The 20,279-nt window shown below is 73.3% G+C and carries 20 protein-coding genes and 1 tRNA gene; 9 read left to right on the plus strand and 12 right to left on the minus strand.

What is annotated here, in order from left to right:
- Window positions 1-3: 3 nt before the first annotated feature.
- The 5 genes from JQC91_RS16380 to ccmA are packed head-to-tail and all read right to left on the minus strand — an operon-like array spanning window position 4 to window position 2,749.
- Entirely contained in the window at window positions 4-528 is a 525-nt protein-coding gene (locus JQC91_RS16380) for a DsbE family thiol:disulfide interchange protein (RefSeq protein WP_203288456.1), read from the minus strand.
- Window positions 525-662 (minus strand): heme exporter protein CcmD, encoded by a 138-nt coding sequence (ccmD, locus tag JQC91_RS16385; protein WP_203288458.1) that lies wholly within the window; start codon window positions 660-662, stop codon window positions 525-527. Before ccmD ends, JQC91_RS16380 begins: the two co-directional genes overlap by 4 nt.
- Window positions 659-1,408 (minus strand): heme ABC transporter permease, encoded by a 750-nt coding sequence (locus JQC91_RS16390; RefSeq protein WP_203288460.1) that lies wholly within the window; start codon window positions 1,406-1,408, stop codon window positions 659-661. The genes ccmD and JQC91_RS16390 overlap by 4 nt, the downstream gene beginning before the upstream one ends.
- Window positions 1,409-1,455: 47 nt before the next feature.
- On the minus strand, window positions 1,456-2,112 hold the full coding sequence (ccmB, locus tag JQC91_RS16395) for a heme exporter protein CcmB (RefSeq protein WP_203288462.1): 657 nt from the start codon (window positions 2,110-2,112) through the stop codon (window positions 1,456-1,458).
- 4 nt (window positions 2,113-2,116) lie between these two features.
- Window positions 2,117-2,749 (minus strand): heme ABC exporter ATP-binding protein CcmA, encoded by a 633-nt coding sequence (gene ccmA / locus JQC91_RS16400; RefSeq protein WP_203288464.1) that lies wholly within the window; start codon window positions 2,747-2,749, stop codon window positions 2,117-2,119.
- 138 nt (window positions 2,750-2,887) lie between these two features.
- On the opposite strand from ccmA, the gene acnA reads away from it, so the two are divergent.
- The 8 genes from acnA to JQC91_RS16440 all read left to right on the plus strand — a co-directional run bounded on the left by acnA (window position 2,888) and on the right by JQC91_RS16440 (window position 11,761).
- Window positions 2,888-5,680, plus strand: a complete 2,793-nt coding sequence (acnA, locus tag JQC91_RS16405) for an aconitate hydratase AcnA (protein WP_203288466.1) — start codon at window positions 2,888-2,890, stop codon at window positions 5,678-5,680.
- A gap of 284 nt (window positions 5,681-5,964) precedes the next feature.
- A complete protein-coding gene (locus JQC91_RS16410; RefSeq protein WP_203288468.1) occupies window positions 5,965-6,573 on the plus strand; it encodes a hypothetical protein in 609 nt (202 codons plus the stop codon).
- Window positions 6,574-6,577: 4 nt separating this feature from the next.
- The gene (locus JQC91_RS16415; RefSeq protein WP_203288470.1) at window positions 6,578-7,042 is read left to right on the plus strand and encodes an isoprenylcysteine carboxylmethyltransferase family protein; all 465 of its coding nucleotides are present in this window, start codon (window positions 6,578-6,580) and stop codon (window positions 7,040-7,042) included.
- An 89-nt stretch (window positions 7,043-7,131) separates the two neighbouring features.
- Entirely contained in the window at window positions 7,132-7,812 is a 681-nt protein-coding gene (locus JQC91_RS16420; protein WP_203288472.1) for a DUF1223 domain-containing protein, read from the plus strand.
- Window positions 7,813-7,849: 37 nt separating this feature from the next.
- Complete coding sequence (locus JQC91_RS16425) at window positions 7,850-8,536, plus strand: HAD family hydrolase (RefSeq protein ID WP_203288473.1); 687 nt, start codon at window positions 7,850-7,852, stop codon at window positions 8,534-8,536.
- 75 nt (window positions 8,537-8,611) lie between these two features.
- Window positions 8,612-10,174 carry a trimethylamine methyltransferase family protein gene (locus JQC91_RS16430; protein WP_203288475.1) on the plus strand — a complete coding sequence of 521 codons (1,563 nt, stop codon included), beginning with the start codon at window positions 8,612-8,614 and terminating at the stop codon, window positions 10,172-10,174.
- A 64-nt stretch (window positions 10,175-10,238) separates the two neighbouring features.
- On the plus strand, window positions 10,239-10,835 hold the full coding sequence (locus JQC91_RS16435; RefSeq protein WP_203288477.1) for a heme NO-binding domain-containing protein: 597 nt from the start codon (window positions 10,239-10,241) through the stop codon (window positions 10,833-10,835).
- Window positions 10,832-11,761, plus strand: a complete 930-nt coding sequence (locus JQC91_RS16440; protein ID WP_203288479.1) for a hypothetical protein — start codon at window positions 10,832-10,834, stop codon at window positions 11,759-11,761. Before JQC91_RS16435 ends, JQC91_RS16440 begins: the two co-directional genes overlap by 4 nt.
- 331 nt (window positions 11,762-12,092) lie before the next feature.
- On the opposite strand, the gene JQC91_RS16445 is transcribed toward JQC91_RS16440, so the two are convergent.
- From JQC91_RS16445 to glyA, 7 genes are all read right to left on the minus strand, one after another.
- Window positions 12,093-12,167, minus strand: a tRNA-Glu gene (locus JQC91_RS16445).
- A 73-nt stretch (window positions 12,168-12,240) separates the two neighbouring features.
- Window positions 12,241-13,986: a single-stranded-DNA-specific exonuclease RecJ gene (recJ, locus tag JQC91_RS16450; protein ID WP_203288481.1), complete on the minus strand. Its 1,746-nt coding sequence runs from the start codon at window positions 13,984-13,986 to the stop codon at window positions 12,241-12,243.
- A gap of 40 nt (window positions 13,987-14,026) precedes the next feature.
- Window positions 14,027-14,998, minus strand: coding sequence for a class II fructose-bisphosphatase (glpX, locus tag JQC91_RS16455; protein WP_203288483.1), 972 nt, complete (start codon window positions 14,996-14,998; stop codon window positions 14,027-14,029).
- A gap of 85 nt (window positions 14,999-15,083) precedes the next feature.
- Window positions 15,084-16,130: an L-glyceraldehyde 3-phosphate reductase gene (mgrA, locus tag JQC91_RS16460; RefSeq protein ID WP_203288485.1), complete on the minus strand. Its 1,047-nt coding sequence runs from the start codon at window positions 16,128-16,130 to the stop codon at window positions 15,084-15,086.
- Between the two features lies 1 nt (window position 16,131).
- Window positions 16,132-17,415, minus strand: a complete 1,284-nt coding sequence (locus JQC91_RS16465; RefSeq protein WP_203288487.1) for a homoserine dehydrogenase — start codon at window positions 17,413-17,415, stop codon at window positions 16,132-16,134.
- Window positions 17,416-17,567: 152 nt separating this feature from the next.
- Window positions 17,568-17,924 (minus strand): hypothetical protein, encoded by a 357-nt coding sequence (locus JQC91_RS16470; protein ID WP_203288489.1) that lies wholly within the window; start codon window positions 17,922-17,924, stop codon window positions 17,568-17,570.
- A 43-nt stretch (window positions 17,925-17,967) separates the two neighbouring features.
- Window positions 17,968-19,263, minus strand: coding sequence for a serine hydroxymethyltransferase (gene glyA / locus JQC91_RS16475; RefSeq protein WP_203288491.1), 1,296 nt, complete (start codon window positions 19,261-19,263; stop codon window positions 17,968-17,970).
- A gap of 154 nt (window positions 19,264-19,417) precedes the next feature.
- Between glyA and JQC91_RS16480 the strand changes: the two genes are divergently transcribed.
- Window positions 19,418-20,182 (plus strand): NAD kinase, encoded by a 765-nt coding sequence (locus JQC91_RS16480; RefSeq protein ID WP_203288493.1) that lies wholly within the window; start codon window positions 19,418-19,420, stop codon window positions 20,180-20,182.
- Window positions 20,183-20,279 lie beyond the last annotated feature (97 nt).

The following is a 20,279-nucleotide window of genomic DNA, read 5'->3' on the forward strand; positions in this document are numbered from 1 at the left end:
CCGCTACCGCGCGGCCTCGACCGCCGGGCGGATCGTGTCCTCGACCACGCTCTCGGTGATGGGCCCCGCGAAGCGCAGGCGGACCACCCCGTCGCCGTCCACCACGAAGGTCTCGGGCACGCCGTAGAGCCCCCACTCGATGCCCGTCCGCGCCGTGGCGTCCACGCCGATGGCGGCGAAGGGGTCGCCCAGCTCCTCGAGGAAGGCCACCGCGTCGGCGGGCGCGTCCTTGTAGTTCACGCCGTAGACCGGGACCTCGGCGGCCAGCGCCTCGAGCTGCGGGTGCTCGGCTCGGCAGGGCACGCACCACGACGCCCAGAAGTTCACGAGCTTCACCTCGCCGTCGGCCAGCACGGCGTCGGTCAGGGACGCGCGGCCCGGCAGCTCGGTCAGCGCCGCGACGGAGGGCGCGGGCGTCCCGATCAGCGCGGAGGGCAGGGCGTCGGGGTTCTCGCGGAACAGGCCCGACAGGAAGAACCCGGCCAGCCCCGCGAAGATCGCCAGCGGCAGGAGGGCGAGCCACCTCATTCCTCGGCCTCCCCCAGGCGCCGCTTGACCGCGCGGGCGCGCAGGACCGTCTGGACGACCAGGCCGCCCACGAGGCCCAGCGAGACCGCGTAGGCGAGCCAGACGTCGAAGGCGTACTTCCCGAGGTCGATCATGCGGGCGCCTCCGCCCGGGCGCGGGCCTTGAGCGAGTGCAGGCGGCGGACGCGGATCTCCGTGCGGGTGCGCTGCAGGACGAGCGCCACGAAGAGCGCGCCGAAGCCCACGAGCGTTAGGACGAGCGGCTGCCAGAACACGTCGGCCACGTTTTCCTCGGCATCCAGCGACAGCGACGCGCCTTGGTGCAGGCCTTGGTTCCAGAACTGCGCGGCGTAGCGCGACAGCACGGCGAAGACGCTGCCCACGAGGCACAGGACCGAGGTCAGGTCGGCGGCGGCGTCGGGGCTCTCCACCGCCTCCCACAGCGCGATGTAGCCCACGTAGAACAGCGCGAGGATCAGGAAGGACGTCAGGCGCGGGTCCCATGCCCAGTAGGTGCCCCACATCGGCTTGCCCCAGATGGCGCCCGTGGCCAGCGCGGCCACGGTCATGACCAGGCCCACGGGGGCGGCGGCGCGGGCGGCCAGCGCGCTGACGTGGTGGCGGCGGACCAGCCAGACGAGCGAGGCCAGCAGCATCATGAACCACGCGTTGATGGCGATGAAGGCGGTCGGGACGTGGACGTAGATGATCTTGACCGACGACCCCATGCGGAAGTCGTCGGGCGTGAAGGCGAAGCCCCAGATCAGGCCGACCCCGAGGCACAGGGCGGCGAGGCCCCATGCCCACGGCAGGATCGCCCCCGAAAGGGCCATGAACTTGCGCGGGTTGGCCCACGCCCAGATGCGATCGCTCAGGCTCATGCGCGGATGGATATGGGGGCGGGCCGGTGCCGTCCACCCGCGCCCGATCACCGCAGGTTGATCCGGAGCGCGGCGGCCGTGGCGAAGGGCAGGAGCGCCACGCAGCCCAGCGAGATGGCCGCCGTCAGCAGGAGCGGCTGCGCCGGGTCCAGCCCCTGCGCCGCGCGGCGCACCGCGTCGGCGCCGAAGACGAGCGTGGGCACGTAGAGCGGCAGCACGAGGAGCGAGAGCAGCAGCGAGCCGCGCTTGAGGCCCACGGTCAGCGCCGCGCCGAAGGTGCCGATCCACGACAGCGCCGGAGTGCCGGCCAGCAGCGCCGCCGCGAGCCACGGCATCGCCTGCGCGGGCAGCGAGAGCAGCAGGCCCAGCCCCGGCGCGACGACGACGAGGGGAAGGGCGGTCGTCAGCCAGTGGGCGGCGGCCTTGGCGGTGGCGGCGGCCTCCAAGGGCAGAGGGGCGGGGACGAGGCCGTCGAGCGTGCCGTCCTCCCGGTCCAGCGCGAAGACCCGGTCGAGGGAGAGCAGGCAGGCCAGCAGCGCGCCGAGCCAGAGGATGCCGGGCGCCGTGGGGGCCAGCGTCGCGCGATCCGGGCCGACGCCGAGGGGGACGAGGGTGGCGACGATCAGGTAGAACCCGAGCGCCTGCCCGAACCCGCCGCCCGCGCGCAGCGCGAGGCGGAGGTCGCGGTGGAGGAGCGTCAGCATGGGCTCACTCCACGGCCTCGGCGAAGGGGTCGTGCGCGACCGCGACCGCGCGGCGGGCCGCGAAGGCGCTCACGTCCACTTCCCGCACGGCGCCCAGCCCGAGGTCGATATGCGTGGCGATCACCGCCGCGCCGCCCGCCTCCAGATGCGCGCGCACCGCCGCCGCGAACCGCGCGACCTGCGCGGCGTCCAGCGACACGGTGGGCTCGTCGAGCAGCCAGACGGGCCGCCCCGTGGCGACCATGCGCGCGAGCGACGCGCGCCGCCGCTGCCCGGCGGACAGGTCGGCCGCCCGGCGCTCGGCGAGGGGGGCGAGATCGTAGGCCGCCGCCGCCCGTTCGGCCCCGTCCCGCCCGGTGCCGTAGAGGTCGGCCCAGACCCGCAGGTTCTCGGACACGGTGAGTTGGTCCTTCAGCCCGTCCGCATGGCCGCCATAGGCCACGAGGTCCGCCCCGAACCCCACCGTCCCCGCGACCGGCGGCGTCAGCCCCGCGAGCGTCCGCAGCAGCGTCGTCTTGCCCGAGCCGTTCGGGCCGCGCAGCACGATCGCCTCGCCGGCACGGAGGGCGAGCGTAACGCGCTCCAGCACCACGGCCTCGCCCCGGCGGCAGGTAAGATCGTGGCAGCCCCATTCCATGCGCGCCTTGTGACGCGGCGGATCGGTCGGGGCCAGCCCGCGACGATCCGCGCGCCGGTATGCCACCGCATACCGTTGCGTCGCGGGCGCGACGGGCGTAGGGACGGCGCAGCCAGACCCCATTCGCGGAGAAGCCCCATGACGACCCAAGTCGGAACCGACACCGCCAAGACCCGCCGCACGCTCTCATCCGGCGGCAGCGAGATCGCCTACTACTCCATCGACGCCGCCTCCGAGGCGGGCTTGGGCGATTTCTCGAAGCTGCCCGCCGCGCTGAAGGTCGTGCTGGAGAACATGCTCCGCTTCGAGGACGGGGGCCGCACGGTCAGCACCGACGACATCAAGGCCTTCGCGGAATGGGCGGCCAAGGGTGGCCGGAACCCTCGCGAGATCGCCTACCGCCCGGCCCGCGTGCTGATGCAGGACTTCACCGGCGTGCCCGCGGTCGTGGACCTCGCGGCGATGCGCGACGGGATCGTCGGCCTCGGCGGCGACGCGCAGAAGATCAACCCGCTCAACCCCGTCGACCTCGTGATCGACCACTCGGTGATGATCGACGAGTTCGGCAACCCGCGCGCGTTCCAGATGAACGTGGACCGCGAGTACGAGCGCAACATGGAGCGCTACCAGTTCCTGAAGTGGGGCCAGACCGCGTTCGACAACTTCCGCGTGGTGCCGCCGGGGACGGGCATCTGCCACCAGGTGAACCTCGAGTACCTCGCGCAGACGGTCTGGACCGACAGCGACCAGTCGGGCGCCGAGGTGGCCTACCCGGACACGCTGGTCGGCACGGACAGCCACACCACGATGGTCAACGGCGCCGCCGTGCTGGGCTGGGGCGTCGGCGGCATCGAGGCCGAGGCCGCGATGCTGGGCCAGCCGATCTCGATGCTCATCCCCGAGGTCGTGGGCTTCGAGTTGACGGGCAAGATGGTCGAGGGCACGACCGGCACCGACCTCGTGCTCAAGGTCGTGGAGATGCTGCGCGAGAAGGGCGTGGTGGGCAAGTTCGTGGAGTTCTACGGCGCGGGGCTCGACAACCTGCCGCTGGCCGACCGCGCGACCATCGCCAACATGGCGCCGGAATATGGCGCCACCTGCGGCTTCTTCCCGATCGACGGCGAGACGCTGCGCTACCTGCGGACCACGGGCCGCGAGGAGGCGCGCATCGCGCTGGTCGAGGCCTACGCCAAGGCCAACGGCATGTGGCGGGGCGACGACTACGCGCCGGTCTACACCGACACGCTGCATCTCGACATGGGGACCATCGTGCCCGCCATCTCGGGGCCGAAGCGCCCGCAGGACTTCATCGCGCTCACCGACGCGTTCAAGGCGTTCGGCCAGTACATCAAGGGCCTGCGCGCCGGCAAGGACGCCAACCCCAAGGCCGAGATGCGCTGGGAGGGCGAGGGCGGCGCGCCCGAGCCGGTCGACATCCCCGGCGACGAGGGCTTCCACATGAAGGGCCTCGTGGCGGGCGGCGACGCGGACCGCAGCCAGATCCACGACGGCTCGATCGTCATCGCGTCGATCACGTCCTGCACCAACACGTCGAACCCCTACGTGATGATCGGCGCGGGGCTGGTGGCGCGCAAGGCGCGGGAGAAGGGGCTGACGCGCAAGCCGTGGGTCAAGACCTCGCTCGCGCCGGGCAGCCAGGTCGTGTCCGCCTATCTCGAGGCGGCGAACCTTCAGGACGACCTCGACGCCATCGGGTTCAACCTCGTGGGCTACGGCTGCACGACCTGCATCGGCAACTCCGGCCCGCTGCTCCCCGAGATCTCCAAGGCGATCAACGACAACGACATCGTCGCCACCTCGGTCCTGTCGGGCAACCGCAACTTCGAGGGCCGCATCAGCCCCGACGTGCGCGCCAACTACCTCGCCTCGCCGCCCCTCGTGGTGGCCTACGCGCTGGTGGGCGACATGAACGTCGACATCACCAAGGAGCCGCTCGGCACCGGCAAGGACGGACAGCCCGTCTACCTCAAGGACATCTGGCCCTCGCAGGCCGAGATCGCGGAGCTGGTCGAGGCGACGGTCACCCGCGCGGCGTTCCAGGAGAAGTACGCCGACGTCTTCGCGGGCGACGAGAAGTGGCAGGCCGTCGAGGTGACGGAGCAGGAGACCTACGACTGGCCCGCCTCGTCCACCTACGTGCAGAACCCGCCCTACTTCCAAGGCATGTCGTCGGAGGCGGGGACCATCGAGGACGTGCGCGGGGCCAAGGTGCTGGCGCTGCTGGGCGACATGATCACCACCGACCACATCTCGCCGGCGGGCTCCTTCAAGGAGACGTCGCCCGCCGGACAGTACCTGCTCGACCGCCAGGTGCCCCCGCGGGAGTTCAACTCCTACGGCTCGCGGCGCGGCAACCACGAGATCATGATGCGCGGCACCTTCGCCAACATCCGCATCAAGAACGAGATGCTCGACGGGGTCGAGGGCGGCTACACCCTCGGGCCGGACGGACAGCAGACGTCCATCTTCGACGCCGCGATGGCGTGGCAGGAGCAGGGCGTCCCCCTCGTGGTCGTGGGCGGCGAGCAGTACGGCGCGGGCTCGTCCCGCGACTGGGCGGCCAAGGGCACGGCGCTGCTGGGCGTCAAGGCGGTCATCGCCGAGAGCTTCGAGCGCATCCACCGCTCCAACCTCGTCGGCATGGGCGTCATCCCGTTCGAGTTCACGGGCGGCGATACGCGGAAGTCGCTGGGGCTCAAGGGCGACGAGACCTTCGACATCGCCGGGCTGTCGGACGTGAAGCCGCTGCAGGAGGTGCAGGCGACGATCACCTACGGCGACGGCAGCACCAAGGACGTCACGCTGAAGTGCCGGATCGATACCGAGGTGGAGATCGAGTACATCAAGCATGGCGGCGTGCTGCACTACGTGCTGCGCGACCTCGCCAAGGCGCCGATGGCCGCCGAGTGACCACCGCGTAGGCGGGGCGAGGGGGGCGGGACCGTCTGGGTTCCGCCCCCGTCCCGTTCGGCCTCACGGTCCCCACGCGACCGCGTTCGGGATCGGGAGGCGCAACGCGTTCCGATGCCGCGGGGCCATGCCGGGGATCAGGAAGGCGTCGACGACCACCTCCACGGCCAGCGCCGCGAGGAGCAGGTGCCCGATCCCGGCTCCGGCCGTCCGACCCAGTGCAGAGGCGGCTCGCCCGGAGAGGGTCGCCGGTCTATGTCTGGCCCAGCCGAACGGAAGCCCCGATGATCACCACCCGCCGCACCGCCCTGCTCTCCCTCGCCGCCCTGCCGATGGCCGCCTGCGTGAACTCCGCCCGAGGCGGGCCGCCGCCGCGCGGGACGGCGCGGGACGTGGCCACGCTGTCGCTTGCCCTCGCGGCGCTGGGCCCGGGCGTCGATCCCGCCGAGGCGCGCCGGGTCGCCGACCTCGCCATCGCGGAGACCCACCGCCTCGCGCTCGCCTACGGGATCGAGGATGCCGCCCTCGTCCACAACGCGAAGGTCAATACCGGCCGCAAGCCGCGCGGCCTGTGCTGGCACTGGGCGGAGGATCTCGAGACCGCCTTGGAGCGGCTGGACCTCCGGTCGATGACCCTCCACCGCGGCATCGCCAACTACGACCGCGCCTTCCGCATCGAGCACTCCTCGGTGATCGTCTCGGCGCGCGGGGCCGCCATGATGGAGGGCCTCGTGCTCGACCCGTGGCGCAAGGGAGGGGTGCTGACGTGGATTCCCGCCGCCGAGGATCGCCAGTACCCGTGGGAGCCGCAGCTCGCCGTCCACCGGGCCCGCTACGAGGAGCGGGTCGCGCGGGGCGAGGCCCCGGCGGGCTACGCGATCGTGAAGCCCTGAGTCCGTGGCCCTCGCGGACCACCTGCGCGGCTTCCCGGACCTCCCGCCGCTCTGGACGCTGGGGACGATGGCCATGTCCGCGCTCCTCGCGCGCCTGCTGCCGGCCGCCGACCTCGGCGCGGCCGGGCGCGTGCTCGGCGCGCTGGAGGTCGCGTTCGCGCTGGGCCTGATCGCGTGGGCGGCGCTGCCGTTCCTCCGGCTGCGCACGCCCATCGAGCCGCACCACCGGCCCACCGCGCTCATCACCGGCGGGCCGTACGCCTTCACGCGCAACCCGATCTACCTCGGCCTGATGGGCCTCGCGCTGGGCTACGCGCTCTGGCTCGGCCCGCTCGCGGCGACGCTGCCGGTCGCGGCGCTCGCCTACGTCCTCGACCGGCGCTTCGCCGCCCCCGAGGAGGCGCTCCTGATCGACGCGTTCGGGGCCGAGGGCCGCGCCTATGTCGACCGGGTCGGGCGCTGGGCCTGACGCGAGGTCGTCCGGCTCTCACCCGGAGGTGATTGGAACCGCGGGGCGGCCGCGACTAGGTGCAGGGGGCAGACCGACAAAGGCCATCCATGCGACCGACCCTCCTCGCCCTCGCGCTCGCCGCCCTCGCCGGCGCGGCCCCCGCCCTCGCCGATCCGGTGGTGGTCGAGCTCTTCACCTCGCAGGGCTGCTCGTCCTGCCCGCCCGCGGACGCGCTGATGGGCGAGATCGCGGATCGGGACGACGTCGTCGCGCTGGCCTTCCACGTCGACTACTGGGACTGGATCGGCTGGGCCGACACCTTCGCCGACCCCGCCTTCTCCGATCGCCAGCGCGCCTACGCGGCTGCCTTCGACTCGAACATGGTGTTCACGCCCCAGTTCGTGATCGGCGGGTCGGACACGGTGGCGGGGCCGGACGGGATGGGTCTGGCCGACACGATCGTCGCGCATTCGGGCGCGACCCCCGACCTCCTCTCGGCCGAGGGCGACCGCCTCACCGTCCAGCCGGCCGAGGGCGGGGGGCGGCTGACCCTCTACGAGGTGCGCCCCTCCGCCGAGGTGGCCATCCTCCACGGCGAGAACGCCGGGCGCGACATGACCTACCACCGGATCGTGCGCGGGATCGTCGATCTCGGCGCGTGGGACGGGGAGGGGGGCACGATGGATTTGCCGCCCGCGCGCGACGGGCTCGCGCGCGTCGTCGTCGCCCAAGCCGTCGGTCCGGACGGCGCGCCGGGCGCGGTGCTGGGCGCCGTGGCGGTCGACTGACTTCCCCCCGGCGGCCGGGCCTGTCACCACCCGCCCCATGATCCGCGCGATTCTCTTCGACAAGGACGGGACGCTCACCGACTTCCGCGCGACGTGGACCGACTGGCTGCGCGACGCCGTCCACGCCCTCGCCGACGATGCGGGGACCGCGCCGCAGGCCGTGGCCGAGGCGCTGGGCTACGACCTCGCCCGCGACCGCATCGACGACCACGGCCCCTTCGTCACCCAGTCGAACGCGCAGCACGTCCAGCGCCTCGCGCCCCGCGTGGGATGGTCCGCCGACCGCCTCGCCGAATGGGTGGAGGACCGGGCCCGTGCGGTGGAGCAGGTGCGCGTCCCCGGCGCCGACGCCGCCCTCGCCGCGCTGCACGCCGATGGCTGGACCATGGGCATCCTGACCAACGCCACCACCGCCGAGGCCGCGCACCACCTCGGCCACATGGGCCTGCGCGACCTGTTCGTCCGGATCGTCGGCTACGACGTCGCGGGGCCGAAGCCCGACCCCGCGGGCGCGCTGACCTTCGCGCGCGAGCGGCGCCTCGATCCGTCAGAGATCCTCGTCGTGGGCGACGGCATGACCGACATGGAGGCCGCGCGCCGCGCGGGCATGCCCGCCGTGGGCGTCCTCACCGGCACACTGTCGCGCGCGGACCTCGAGCCCCACGCCCGCGCGGTGCTCGACGACGTGACCGCGCTGCCCGGCTGGCTCTCCGCCAACGCCTGAAAGCGACCTCTCCGGTCGTCTCCCGCCATCTACAGGTGCCCGCCGCCCCGCACTCTGGGCGCGAGGGAGGCGCCCATGAAGGACACCGACGACACCCCCCGCCGCCGCCGCGCGGGCGGACGCCGCGGCCACGCCGAACGGGCGGGCACCGCCGTGCACGAGCAGATGCCGTGGTCCCAGCCCCGCAACCCCGACCGCCCGGCCGAGCCGCTGGACGCCGACGGCGTGCAGGCGATCCATGCGGGCGTGGTCCGCATCCTGCAGGAGATCGGGATTGAGTTCCTGAACCCCGAGGCCTGCGACGTGCTGCGCCGCGCGGGATGCCGGGTGGAGGGGACCAACGTCCGCATGGACGAGGACTTCCTGATGGCGCAGCTCGCCCATTGCCCGGCGGAGTTCACGATCACGCCGCGCAACCCCGAGCGCGCCCTGCGGATCGGCGGGAACTGGATGGCCTTCGGCAACGTGTCGAGCCCGCCCAACTACTGGGACGTCCACACGCCCAAGCAATCCGGCTCGATGGAGCGCTACGTCGACCTCATCAAGCTGACGCAGCACTTCAACTGCATCCACTTCGCGGGCGGCTACCCGGTCGAGCCGATCGACGTCCACGCCTCCGTCCGCCACCTCGACTGCCTGTTCGAGAAGCTGACGCTGACCGACAAGGTCGTGCATGCCTACTCGCTGGGCCGCGAGCGGGTGGAGGACGTGATGGAGATGACCCGCATCGCGGGCGGCCTCACGCGGGAGGAGTTCGACTCCGAGCCGCACATGTACACCAACATCAACTCCGTCTCGCCGCTCAAGCACGACTTCCCGATGCTGGAGGGCGCGATGATCCACGCCCGCCGCAACCAGCCGGTGATCGTGACGCCCTTCACGCTGGCCGGCGCGATGGCGCCCGTCACCATGTCGGGCGCCGTCACGCTCTCGCTGGCCGAGGGGCTGGCCGCCATCGCGCTGCTGCAATGCGTGAACCCCGGCGCGCCGGTGGTCATCGGGACGTTCACCTCCAACGTCGACATGAAGTCCGGCGCCCCCGCCTTCGGCACGCCCGAGTACATGCGCGCCACCCAGATGACCGGCCAGATGGCGCGGTTCTACGGCCTGCCGGTCCGCTCCTCGGGCGTGTGCGCGGCCAACGTGCCGGACGGGCAGGCGATGTGGGAGACCGGCCACTCGCTCTGGGCCGCCGTGCAGTCGGGGACCAACGTCGTCTACCACGCGGCGGGCTGGCTGGAGGGCGGGCTGATCGCGAGCCCCGAGAAGTTCGTCATGGACTGCGAGGTGATCCAGCAGATCCAGCGCTACTTCGAGCCCGCGACATGGGCCACGACGCCGGACGACATCGCCATCGACGCGATCCGCGACGTCGGGCCGGACGGCCACTACTTCGGCACGCAGCACACCCAGGAGCGGTACCAGACGGCCTTCTACCAGCCGTTCGTGTCGGACTGGCGCAACTGGGAGGCGTGGGACGCGGCGGGCGGCGTCTGGACCGCCGAGCGGGCCTACGCCCTGTCGCGCCGCATCCTCGAGGCCTTCGAGCCGCCCGCGATGGACGCGGCCGTCCGCGAGGAGCTGGCCGCCTTCGTCGCCAAGCGCAAGGAGGAGGGCGGGGCACCGACCGACTTTTAGCGTTCACGTCCCGGTAAGCTTTGGCTGCGAGGGAGGGTCCGACAGCAACGAGTCGGGGCCTCCGATGCACGGCACCATCCTCAAGACCGCCGAGGGGTACCTCCGCGCCACCCGCGGGGCCGACGGCTGGGCCGCGATCGCCGCGGCGGCCAACCTCCCGCCCGACGGCATCATCGCCATGCGGCCCTATCCGGACCGGGTGATGACCGCGCTCCTCGCGGCGGCGGCCTCCCATACCGGCCGCGCGCCCTCCGACCTCCTGGAGGACATGGGGACGTGGCTCTGCACCGACCCCGCGAACGAGGCGGTGCGCCGCCTCTTCCGCTTCACCGGCCCGACCTTCCCCGACCTCCTCTACTCGCTCGACGACGTGCCCGAGCGCGCGCGCATGGCCGTGCCCGACCTCGACCTGCCCGAACTCTCCTTGGTCGAGCAGGGGGAGGGGCGCTACCGCGTCGCGTCGACTTGGCCGCTCAAGGGGGCGGGATCGGTCATCGTCGGCGTGCTGCGCGCCTTGGCGGACGACTACGGCGCCCTCGCGGTCGTCGCCCACGAGGGGCGGCGCGAGGCGCGGGGCTTCTGGGTCGAGATGCTCTCGATCCGCCTGCTCGACGAGGGATTCCAAGACCCGAAGGGCTTCGCACTGGGAGGTGCTGCATGAGCATGATGGGGTTGCGGCTCGGCCGCGCGGGCGCGGACCGGCTGATGCCGATGCACCTCGTCCTCGACGAGGAGGGCGACGTGCTCCACGCCGGGCCCGCCCTCGAGAAGATCGCGGGGCGATCCCTCGCCAAGCGCCCGATGGAGGAGGTGCTGCGCTTCTGTCGCCCCTACGCGGCCTCCACGCCCGACTCCTTCGCGCCGCTTGCGGGTCGCGCCCTGCAGGTGGAGCTGCTGGGCGCGGGCGAGGGGCGGCGCCCGGTCCCGCTGCGCGCGGTGCTGGTGACCCTGCCGCAGGGCGGCGCCCTGCTGCACCTGTCGCCGGGCGTGCGCCTCGCCCGCACGGTGCGCGACCACGGCCTCGACGCGACCGACTTCTCGCCCGTCGACCCGTCCGTCGAGCTGCTCTTCATGTGCGAGGCGCAGGCCCTCGTCCGCGGCGAGCTGGAGCGGCTCGCCACCGGGGGCACGCGCGCGTCCGACTGGACCTCGCGCAAGCCCGCCGCGCCCGGGGAGGCGTCCGCCATCGCCGCCGCGCTCACGGGGGCGATGGACTCCACCGCCTTCGGGTTCGTGCGCATCTCCACCGCCGAGCCGGGCGCCCAGACGCGGGAGCGGCTGCGCGAGATGGCCGCCCGCAGCCTCCGGGACCGGGACACGATCCTTGACACGCCCGATGGGCTGCTCCTCGTCGTCGCCGACGGCGAGGACGGCGCCGTCGCCACCGTCGCCGCCCGCCTCCGGGGCAGGCTGCACCGCCTCGCCGAGGACGGCCTGCTGTCGCAGGTGGAGGTCGCGGCATGGGGCGCCGCGCGCTGCGACGAGGAGGAGGAGGGCGACCTCCCCGCCGCCGCGCCCGACGGCTACGCCTACGGCGCGCGCGCCGCGTCCCTGCCGCGCGCGGGATCCGCAGCGGTCGGCGGGTAGGGCGGATTGCCTACGGGTCGGATGACGATGCCCCGCCCCCCGATCCATCCACGCCGGACCGCAGGCGATGGCCGGGGCGTTCGGCGTTCCGAGGCGCGAGGTGCAGGCGACCGTCCCGTCGTGGACCTAGGGGACGGGCTTCCGCCGGATGCGGGCCCTGTCTCCAATCATCCCGAACGATCACGGACCGCGGCGGCGTCGGGTCCATCGCGGTGGCGACGCGTCCCGGACGGGGTGCCGACGCACGGACGCAAGGTCCGCCCGCCCCTCGGCAGCGTCCCCTGCGAGGGGGAACCGGCGTGCCGCAAGCACCTGTCTCTGCTGTGGAAGATGGTACCCCGTAGGGGAATCGAACCCCTCTTTCCAGGTTGAAAACCTGGCGTCCTAACCGATAGACGAACGGGGCCCGCCGGTGAGGCGCTCTCTAGGGCAGGGGGCCAGAGGCCGCAACCGGTTTTTTACCCCCCGGCCGCACCCCGTCAGGCGGCCCCGTCGCCCGGCAGGGCGACGTCCTCGACGCTGACCTGGACGGTCTCGCGCCCCTGCCACCGGTTGATCTCCAGCCGACCGGCGACGTGGAGCGGCGCCCCCGCCGCCCGCTCCACCATCGCGGCGATCCCGTTGCCCCCGGCGCGGAACGCGATCCCCTCCAGCCGCGCCGCGCCGTCCGTCAGGTCCAGCTTCAGGTGCCCGTCCCCGACGGCGCGGTGATGACGGACCCGCAGGGCCGGGAAGGCGAAGCGCGGCGCGGAGGCGCCCTGCCCGAACGGCCCCGCCGCCTGCAGGGCCGCCACGAGGTCGCGGGTCGCCGCCCGGGGCATCAGCGTCGCGTCGACCGCCAGCGCGGGACCGTCCGACGGCCCCTGCCGCGCGACGAGCGCCTCGAGCCGCGCCATCGCCGCCCCCACGCCCGCGACGGGGACCGACAGGCCCGCCGCCATCCTGTGGCCCCCACCCTTCGCCAAGAGCCCCTCGGCCGCGAGACGCTGCACCGCAGCACCGATGTCGACGCCCGCCACCGACCGCGCCGACCCCGTCGCCATGCCCTCGGTGCCGAGGCCGATCACGACGGACGGCTTGCCGGTCCGCTCCTTCATCCGGGACGCGACGATGCCGACGACGCCGGGGTGCCAGCCCTCGCCCGCGGCCCAAGCCAGCGGACCCTCCCGCGCCTCCGCCTGCGCCAGCGCCTCCTCGGTGATCCGCGCCTCCATCGCGCGCCGCTCCCGGTTCAGGCCGTCGAGCCGTGCCGCCAGCGCCGCCGCCTCGGACGCGTCCGCGGTCGAGAGCAGCCGGGCCCCGAGGTCGCTCGCCCCGATGCGCCCGCCCGCGTTGATGCGCGGCCCCAAGAGGTAGCCGAGGTGGTAGGCCGACGGAGGCCCGTCCATCCGCGCCACGTCCGCCAGCGCGACCAGCCCCGGCCGCGCCCGCCGCCCCAGCACCTGCAGCCCCGCGCGCACCAGCGCCCGGTTCACCCCCACCAACGGCGCCACGTCCGCGACCGTCGCCAAGGCAACGAGGTCCAGCATCGCCATCGGATCCGGCCCCGCCATGCCGTCGTCGCGCAGCCGCCGGTTGGCTTGCACGAGGCAGAGGAACACCACGGCGGCGGCACAGAGATGCGCGTGCTCGCCGCCCTCGTCGACGCGGCACGGGTTCACCACGGCGTGGACGTCCGGCAGCGTCTCCTGCCCGAGATGGTGGTCCAGCACGATCACGTCCGCGCCCGCGGCGGCGGCCAGCGCCTCGTGGGCGACGGTCCCGCAGTCGACGCAGAGGATCAGGTCGTGCGCGGAAGCCAGCCCGGCCATCGCGGGCGCGTTGGGGCCGTATCCCTCCGACAGCCGGTCGGGCACGTAGAGCGTGGCCTCCCGCCCGAAGTGCCGCAGCCACCAGATCAGAAGCGCGGCCGAGGCGCCGCCGTCCACGTCATAGTCGGCGAACACCGCGATCCGCTCGCGCCGGGTCACCGCCGCCACCAGCCGGGCCGCGGCGCGGTCCATGTCGAGGAAGGTGGTCGGGTCGGGCAGCAGGTCGCGCAGCTTCGGATCGAGGAAGCCCGCGGCCCCCTCCGCCGTCACGCCACGCCGGGCGAGGTGGCGGGCGAGCACATGGGGATGGCCGCCTTGCGCGATCGCCTCGGCCAGCCGCTCCTGCGCGGGGTCCAGCCCCACCCACGCCCGGCCCGTGGCCGAGCGCGTCACCCCGAGATACGCGTCCCCCATGCGCCGCCCCTAGCCGGGCGGCGGCGGGGGCGGCAAGGCGTCAGGTCGGGTTGCGGTAGGTCATGCGCCGGACGCTGCCGGTCTTGGAGCGCATCAGGATGGTCTCGGCGGTCAGGTAGCCCGGCTCGCGCCGGATGCCCGGCAGGATCGAGCCGTCCGTGACGCCCGTCGCCGCGAAGATCACGTCCGAGGTCACCATGTCGTCGCGGGTGTAGACCCGGTCGAGGTTGGTGATGCCCGCCTTGGCGGCACGCCCGCGCTCGTCGTCGTCGCGGAAGGTCAGGCGCCCCCACATCTGCCCGCCCATGCACTTGAGCGCCGCCGCCGCGAGCACGCCCTCGGGCGCCCCGCCGGAGCCCATGTACATGTCGATCCCGGTCTTCTGCGCCTCGGCGCAGTGGATCACGCCCGCCACGTCCCCGTCCGTGATCAGGCGAATGGCGCAGTCGGTGGTGCGCAACTCCTCGATCATCGCCTCGTGGCGCGGGCGCTCCAGCACGCAGACGGTGATGTCGTGGGTCGAGCAGCCCTTTGCGGCGGCGAGCGCGTTGACCCGCTCAGCGGGATCCATGTCCATCGTCACGACGCCGGGACGGTAGCCGGGGCCGATGGCGAGCTTGTCCATGTAGACGTCAGGGGCGTGGAGCAGCGAATGGCGCGGGGCCATGGCGATCACGGTGAGCGCGTTCGGCATGTCCTTGGCCGTGAGCGTCGTGCCCTCCAGCGGGTCGAGCGCGATGTCGACCTCCGGGGCCGTGTCGCCGCCATGCCCGCCGCCCACCTCCTCGCCGATGTAGAGCATGGGCGCCTCGTCGCGCTCCCCCTCGCCGATGACGACGGTGCCGCGGATGTCGAGCAGGTTGAGCTGGTCGCGCATCGCGTTGACCGCCGCTTGGTCCGCCGCCTTCTCGTCGCCGCGCCCGATCAGCGAGGCCGAGGCGAGCGCCGCCGCCTCCGACACGCGGGCGAGGCCCAGCGACAGCATCCGGTCGTTGAAGTCGGTCTTGGCCATGTCGCTCTCCGGACGCCGTGGGGGATCGCCGTCGGCCTAGACGCCGGGGGGAGGGGGGGCAACCGGCGGTTGCGCTAACGTGCCCTCACACCCCCTCGGAGGACGTGGCCCAGAGGTTCAGCCCCGACTCGCACGTCAGCGCGTCGATCCGCGCCAGCTCGTCCTCGGAGAACGCGAGCTTGGCCGTCGCGCCCGCGCAGTCCGTCACCTGCTCGGGACGCGACGCGCCGATCAGGGCGGAGGTCACGCGCCCGCCGCGCAGCACCCACGCGATGGCCATCTGCGCCAGCGTCTGCCCCCGGTCCGACGCCAGCGCGTCGAGGCCGCGCAGCGCCTCGATCATCCCGTCCATCACCGTGCGCGGGTCGAGCGACTTGTTCTGCGCCGCCCGGCTGCCCTCGGGGATGCCGCCGAGGTACTTCTTGGTCAGCAGGCCCTGCGCGAGAGGCGTGAAGGCGATCGAGCCGATCCCCGCCTCGTCCAGCGTGTCGAGCAGCGCGTCGCGCTCCACCCACCGGTTGAGCATGTTGTAGGACGGCTGATGGATCACGCAGGGCGTGCCGAGGTCCCGCAGGATCGCCGCCGCCTCCCGCGTCCGCCGGGCGTTGTAGCTTGAGATGCCGACGTAGAGCGCCTTGCCCGACCGGACGATCGCGTCGAGCGCGCCCATCGTCTCCTCCAAGGGCGTGTCGGGGTCGAAGCGGTGGGAGTAGAAGATGTCGACGTAGTCCACGCCCAGCCGCCGCAGCGAGGCGTCGCAGGACGCGATCAGGTACTTGCGGCTCCCCATCTCGCCGTAGGGTCCGGGCCACATGCGGTAGCCCGCCTTGGACGAGATGACGAGCTCGTCCCGGTGCCCGCGGAAGTCGGTGCGGAGGATCTCGCCGAAGGCGCGCTCGGCGCTGCCCGGCTCGGGGCCGTAGTTGTTGGCGAGGTCGAAATGGGTGATGCCCGCGTCGAAGGCGGTCCGGCAGATCGCGCGCTTGGTCGCGTGGGGCGCGTCGTCCCCGAAGTTGTGCCACAGCCCCAGCGAGACCGCGGGCAGGGTCAGGCCCGAGCGCCCGCAGCGCCGGTAGGGCATCGTGTCGTAGCGGGTCGGGGCGGGGGCGTAGGGGATGGCGGGATCGGCCATCTCAGACCTCTTGGATCTGCAGCGCGACGGGCGCCTCGGTGACGACGCCGGTCCCCTCCAGCCCCGCCAGCGCACGGGCCAGCGCGTCGGCCGCGCAGGGATGGGTGACGATCAGGACGGGCGCGTCGGCGCCGGGGTGGTCGTACTGGCGCATCCGGTCGATGGAGATGCCCGCCTCCCCCAGCACCGTGGCCACGCGCGCCAGCGCCCCCGGCTCGTCGCGCAGCGAGAGGCGCAGGTAGTGCGCGTGATCCGTCCCGCCGACCGCCCGGCTCGCAGCGGCCAATCCGGCCGCGGGCTGGCCGAAGGGCGGAAGCGCGTGGCCCCGCGCGACGTCCATCACGTCCGCCATCACCGCGCTGGCCGTCGGCCCCGCGCCCGCCCCCGCCCCGCGCAGGACGATCTGGCCGGCCGCGTCGCCCTCGATCACCACCATGTTGGTCGCGCCTTCCAAGGCCCCCAAGGGCGAGTCGGCGGGCACCAGCGTCGGGCGCATCGACTGCGCGACCCCGTCGCCCACCGCCTCCGCCACGCCGAGCAGCTTGATGCGGTAGCCCATGTCGCGCGCGCGGCGGATGTCGTCGATCGAGACGCGCTCGATCCCCTGCAGCTCCACCCCGTCGAAATCGACCCGCGTCCCGAATGCGATGGCCGACAGCAGCGCCAGCTTGTGGCCCGCGTCGATCCCTCCCACGTCGAGCGTGGGGTCCGCCTCGAGGTAGCCCAGCGCGCGGGCCTCCTCGAACACCTCGTCGTAGGGCAGGCCTTCGGCCTCCATGCGGGTCAGGATGTAGTTGCAGGTGCCGTTCATCACGCCCATCACCCGCGTGACCCGGTTGCCCGCCATCCCCTCGGCCAACGCCTTCACGCAGGGGATGGCCCCCGCCACGGCCGCCTCGAAGCGCAGCGGGACGCCCGCCGCCTCCGCCGCCTCCGCCAGCGCCTGCCCGTGCAGCGCCAGCATCGCCTTGTTCGCCGTGACCACGGGCTTGCCGGCCGCGAGGGCCGCCTCGACGGAGGCCTTCGCCGGTCCGTCCGATCCGCCCATCAGCTCGACGAACACGTCCACGTCGCCGCGCTTTGCGAGCGCGACCGGGTCGTCCTCCCAGGCGTAGCCGGACAGGTCCACGCCCCGGTCGCGGTCGCGCGAGCGCGCCGAGACGGCGGCGATCTCGATCCGCCGCCCGCAGCGCGCCGCCAGCAGGTCGCCCCGCGCCTGCACGATCAGCACGACGCCCGCGCCGACGGTCCCGAGCCCGGCGATCCCCAGTCGAAGCGTGGTCATGGCGTGGTCCCCCGTGATGGCCCGGACGGGCTATCGCGGGGGCGGGGCGGGCGCAACGCGCGCCCCGCCGCGTGGGGGCGGCACGGGACGAGCGCGGAGGCCGCGGTCGTGCCGCCGCGAAGGGGCGGGGGCTCCCCGTCCCCCGGTCGTCGTCAGAGCGGCGCGGCCCGCAACGCGTCCGCCCGCGCGCGCAGCCGTTCGCCGCGCGCGGCGAGGTCGCTCTCGGGGGGCAAGGGGGGCAGGCGGCGCTGCAGCCTGACCGCCCGGCGGACCAGGTCGGCGTTGCGCGGCGCCTGCGGCGCGCGCGCCTTCACCCGCGCGACGCGGGCGTCGAGCTCCGCCCCCACGGAGGCCGCGCGGATCGGCCGGTCGGCGGCGCCGAGGACGTCGTCCAGCGGCACGAGCGACGGCGGCGGGCCGGCCAAGGCGGCGGAATCGGCGGGGATCGACGGCGGCGGGAGGTCCGAGCAGGCGGCGAGCGGGAGCAGGAGGAGGGCGAGGGCGCGCATCGGGCGCGACCCTAGGGCCGCGCCCGCGCGCCGTCCATCCGGCTCAGAGATCCGGGTAGATCGGGAAGCGGCGGCAGAGCGCCGTCGCCCGCTCGCGCACGGAGGCCTCGACGTCGGCGTTCCCCTCGGCCCCGTTCGCGGCCAGCCCGTCCACGACCTCGCAGATCAGGCGCCCCACCTCGCGGAACTCCTCTTCCCCGAACCCGCGCGTCGTGCCGGCGGGGGTGCCCAGCCGGATGCCAGAGGTGACGGTCGGCTTCTCGTCGTCGAAGGGGATGCCGTTCTTGTTGCAGGTGATGTGGGCGCGCCCGAGGGCGGCCTCGGTCGCGTTGCCCTTCACGCCCTTGGGGCGCAGGTCCACCAGCATCACGTGGCAGTCGGTGCCGCCGGTGACGATGTCGAGCCCGCCCTGCATGAGCTCGTCCGCCAGCGCTTGGGCGTTGGAGATGACCTGCGCCTGATAGTCCCTGAACTCGGGCGCCAGCCCCTCGCCGAAGGCCACCGCCTTGGCGGCGATGACGTGCATCAGGGGGCCGCCTTGGATTCCGGGGAAGATGGCCGAGTTGAACTTCTTCGCCAGCGCCTCGTCGTCGGTCAGGATCATGCCACCGCGCGGGCCGCGCAGCGTCTTGTGGGTCGTCGTGGTCACCGCGTGGGCGTGGGGGAAGGGCGAGGGGTAGTGGCCCGCCGCGATCAGCCCCGCGAAATGCGCCACGTCCGCCAGCAGGTAGGCGCCCACCGAATCGGCGATCTCGCGCATCCGGGCGAAGTCGATCTGCCGCGGGATGGCCGAGCCGCCCGCGATGATCATCTGCGGCCTGTGCTCGGCGGCCAGCGCGGCGACCTGGTCGTAGTCGAGGCGCAGGTCGTCCTCGCGCACCCCGTACTGCACCGCGTTGAACCACTTACCCGACTGGTTCGGCCGCGCCCCGTGGGTCAGGTGCCCGCCCGCGTCGAGCGACATGCCGAGGATGGTGTCGCCCGGCTTCAGCAGCGCGGTGAACACGCCTTGGTTCGCTTGGGAGCCGGAGTTCGGCTGCACGTTGGCGTAGCCGCAGCCGAAGAGCGTCTTGGCCCGCTCGATCGCCAACTCCTCGGCCACGTCGACGTATTGGCACCCGCCGTAGTAGCGCCGCCCCGGATACCCTTCGGCGTACTTGTTGGTCATCACGCCGCCCTGCGCCTCCATCACGGCGCGGGAGACGATGTTCTCGGACGCGATCAGTTCGATCTCGTCGCGCTGGCGCTCCAGCTCCTGCGCCGTGGCGCGGGCGATCTCGGGATCGGTCTCGGCGAGCGAGCGGGTGAAGAAGCCGGGCTGGCGGTGGGGGGCGTTCATGGCGGGCCTCCGGGGGGCAGGGGTCGGCGCCCCATACGCCCCGCACCGCCGGACGAAAAGCGGCGAAACCGACGCAGGCGTGGGGCGGCGCGACTCGGCTTGCCATCCCGGGACGCCCCCGTCACCGTCGCGCGCAGACCACGCCGGAGGCCGAATGCCCCACCGCCGCATCGCCTTCGTCGCCTCCCGCGCCCCCGCCGCGCAGGTGGCTTTAACGCGCCTCTCCAACCGCTACGGCCAGTGCGCCCCCGAAGAAGCGGACATCGTCGTGGCGCTCGGCGGCGACGGCTTCATGCTCGAGACGCTGCACGCGACGCAGGCGCTCGACGCGCCGACCTACGGCATGAACCGCGGCACCGTCGGCTTCCTGATGAACGAGTATGCCGAGGACGACCTGCTCTGGCGGCTCGACGCGGCCGAGGAGGCGGTGACCAACCCGCTCAAGATGCACGCCACCCGCACCGACGGCACCGAGGTCGAGGCGCTGGCCATCAACGAGGTGAACCTGCTGCGGACCGGGCCGCAGGCCGCGCGCCTGCGGATCGCGGTGGACGGCAAGGTCCGCATGGAGGAACTGGTCTGCGACGGCGCGCTGGTGGCGACGCCGGCCGGCTCCACCGCCTACAACTACTCGGCCCACGGCCCAATCCTGCCCATCGGCTCGGAGGTGCTGGCCCTGACGGCGGTGGCGGCCTTCCGCCCCCGCCGCTGGCGCGGCGCGCTGCTGCCCCGCGCCGCGCGCGTCCGGTTCGACGTGCTGGACGTGGAGAAGCGCCCGATGATGGCCGAGGCGGACGGCACGAGCGTGCGCGACGTGGTGCGGGTGGAGGTGGCGACCGAGCCTGCCGTCTGCCACCGCCTGCTCTTCGATCCGGGCCACGGGCTGGAGGAGCGGCTGTTGCGCGAGCAGTTCACCTGACGGGGTCGGACGCCTGACGGCGTCCGACCGGCGGGTGCGCCGCCCCCGCACCCCCGAGGTATTTCCGCCAAGATGAGGGAGGCGGTTGCGCGTCCTC

This window comes from Jannaschia sp. Os4 (genome assembly GCF_016820245.1).
Taxonomy (GTDB): Bacteria; Pseudomonadota; Alphaproteobacteria; order Rhodobacterales; family Rhodobacteraceae; genus Jannaschia.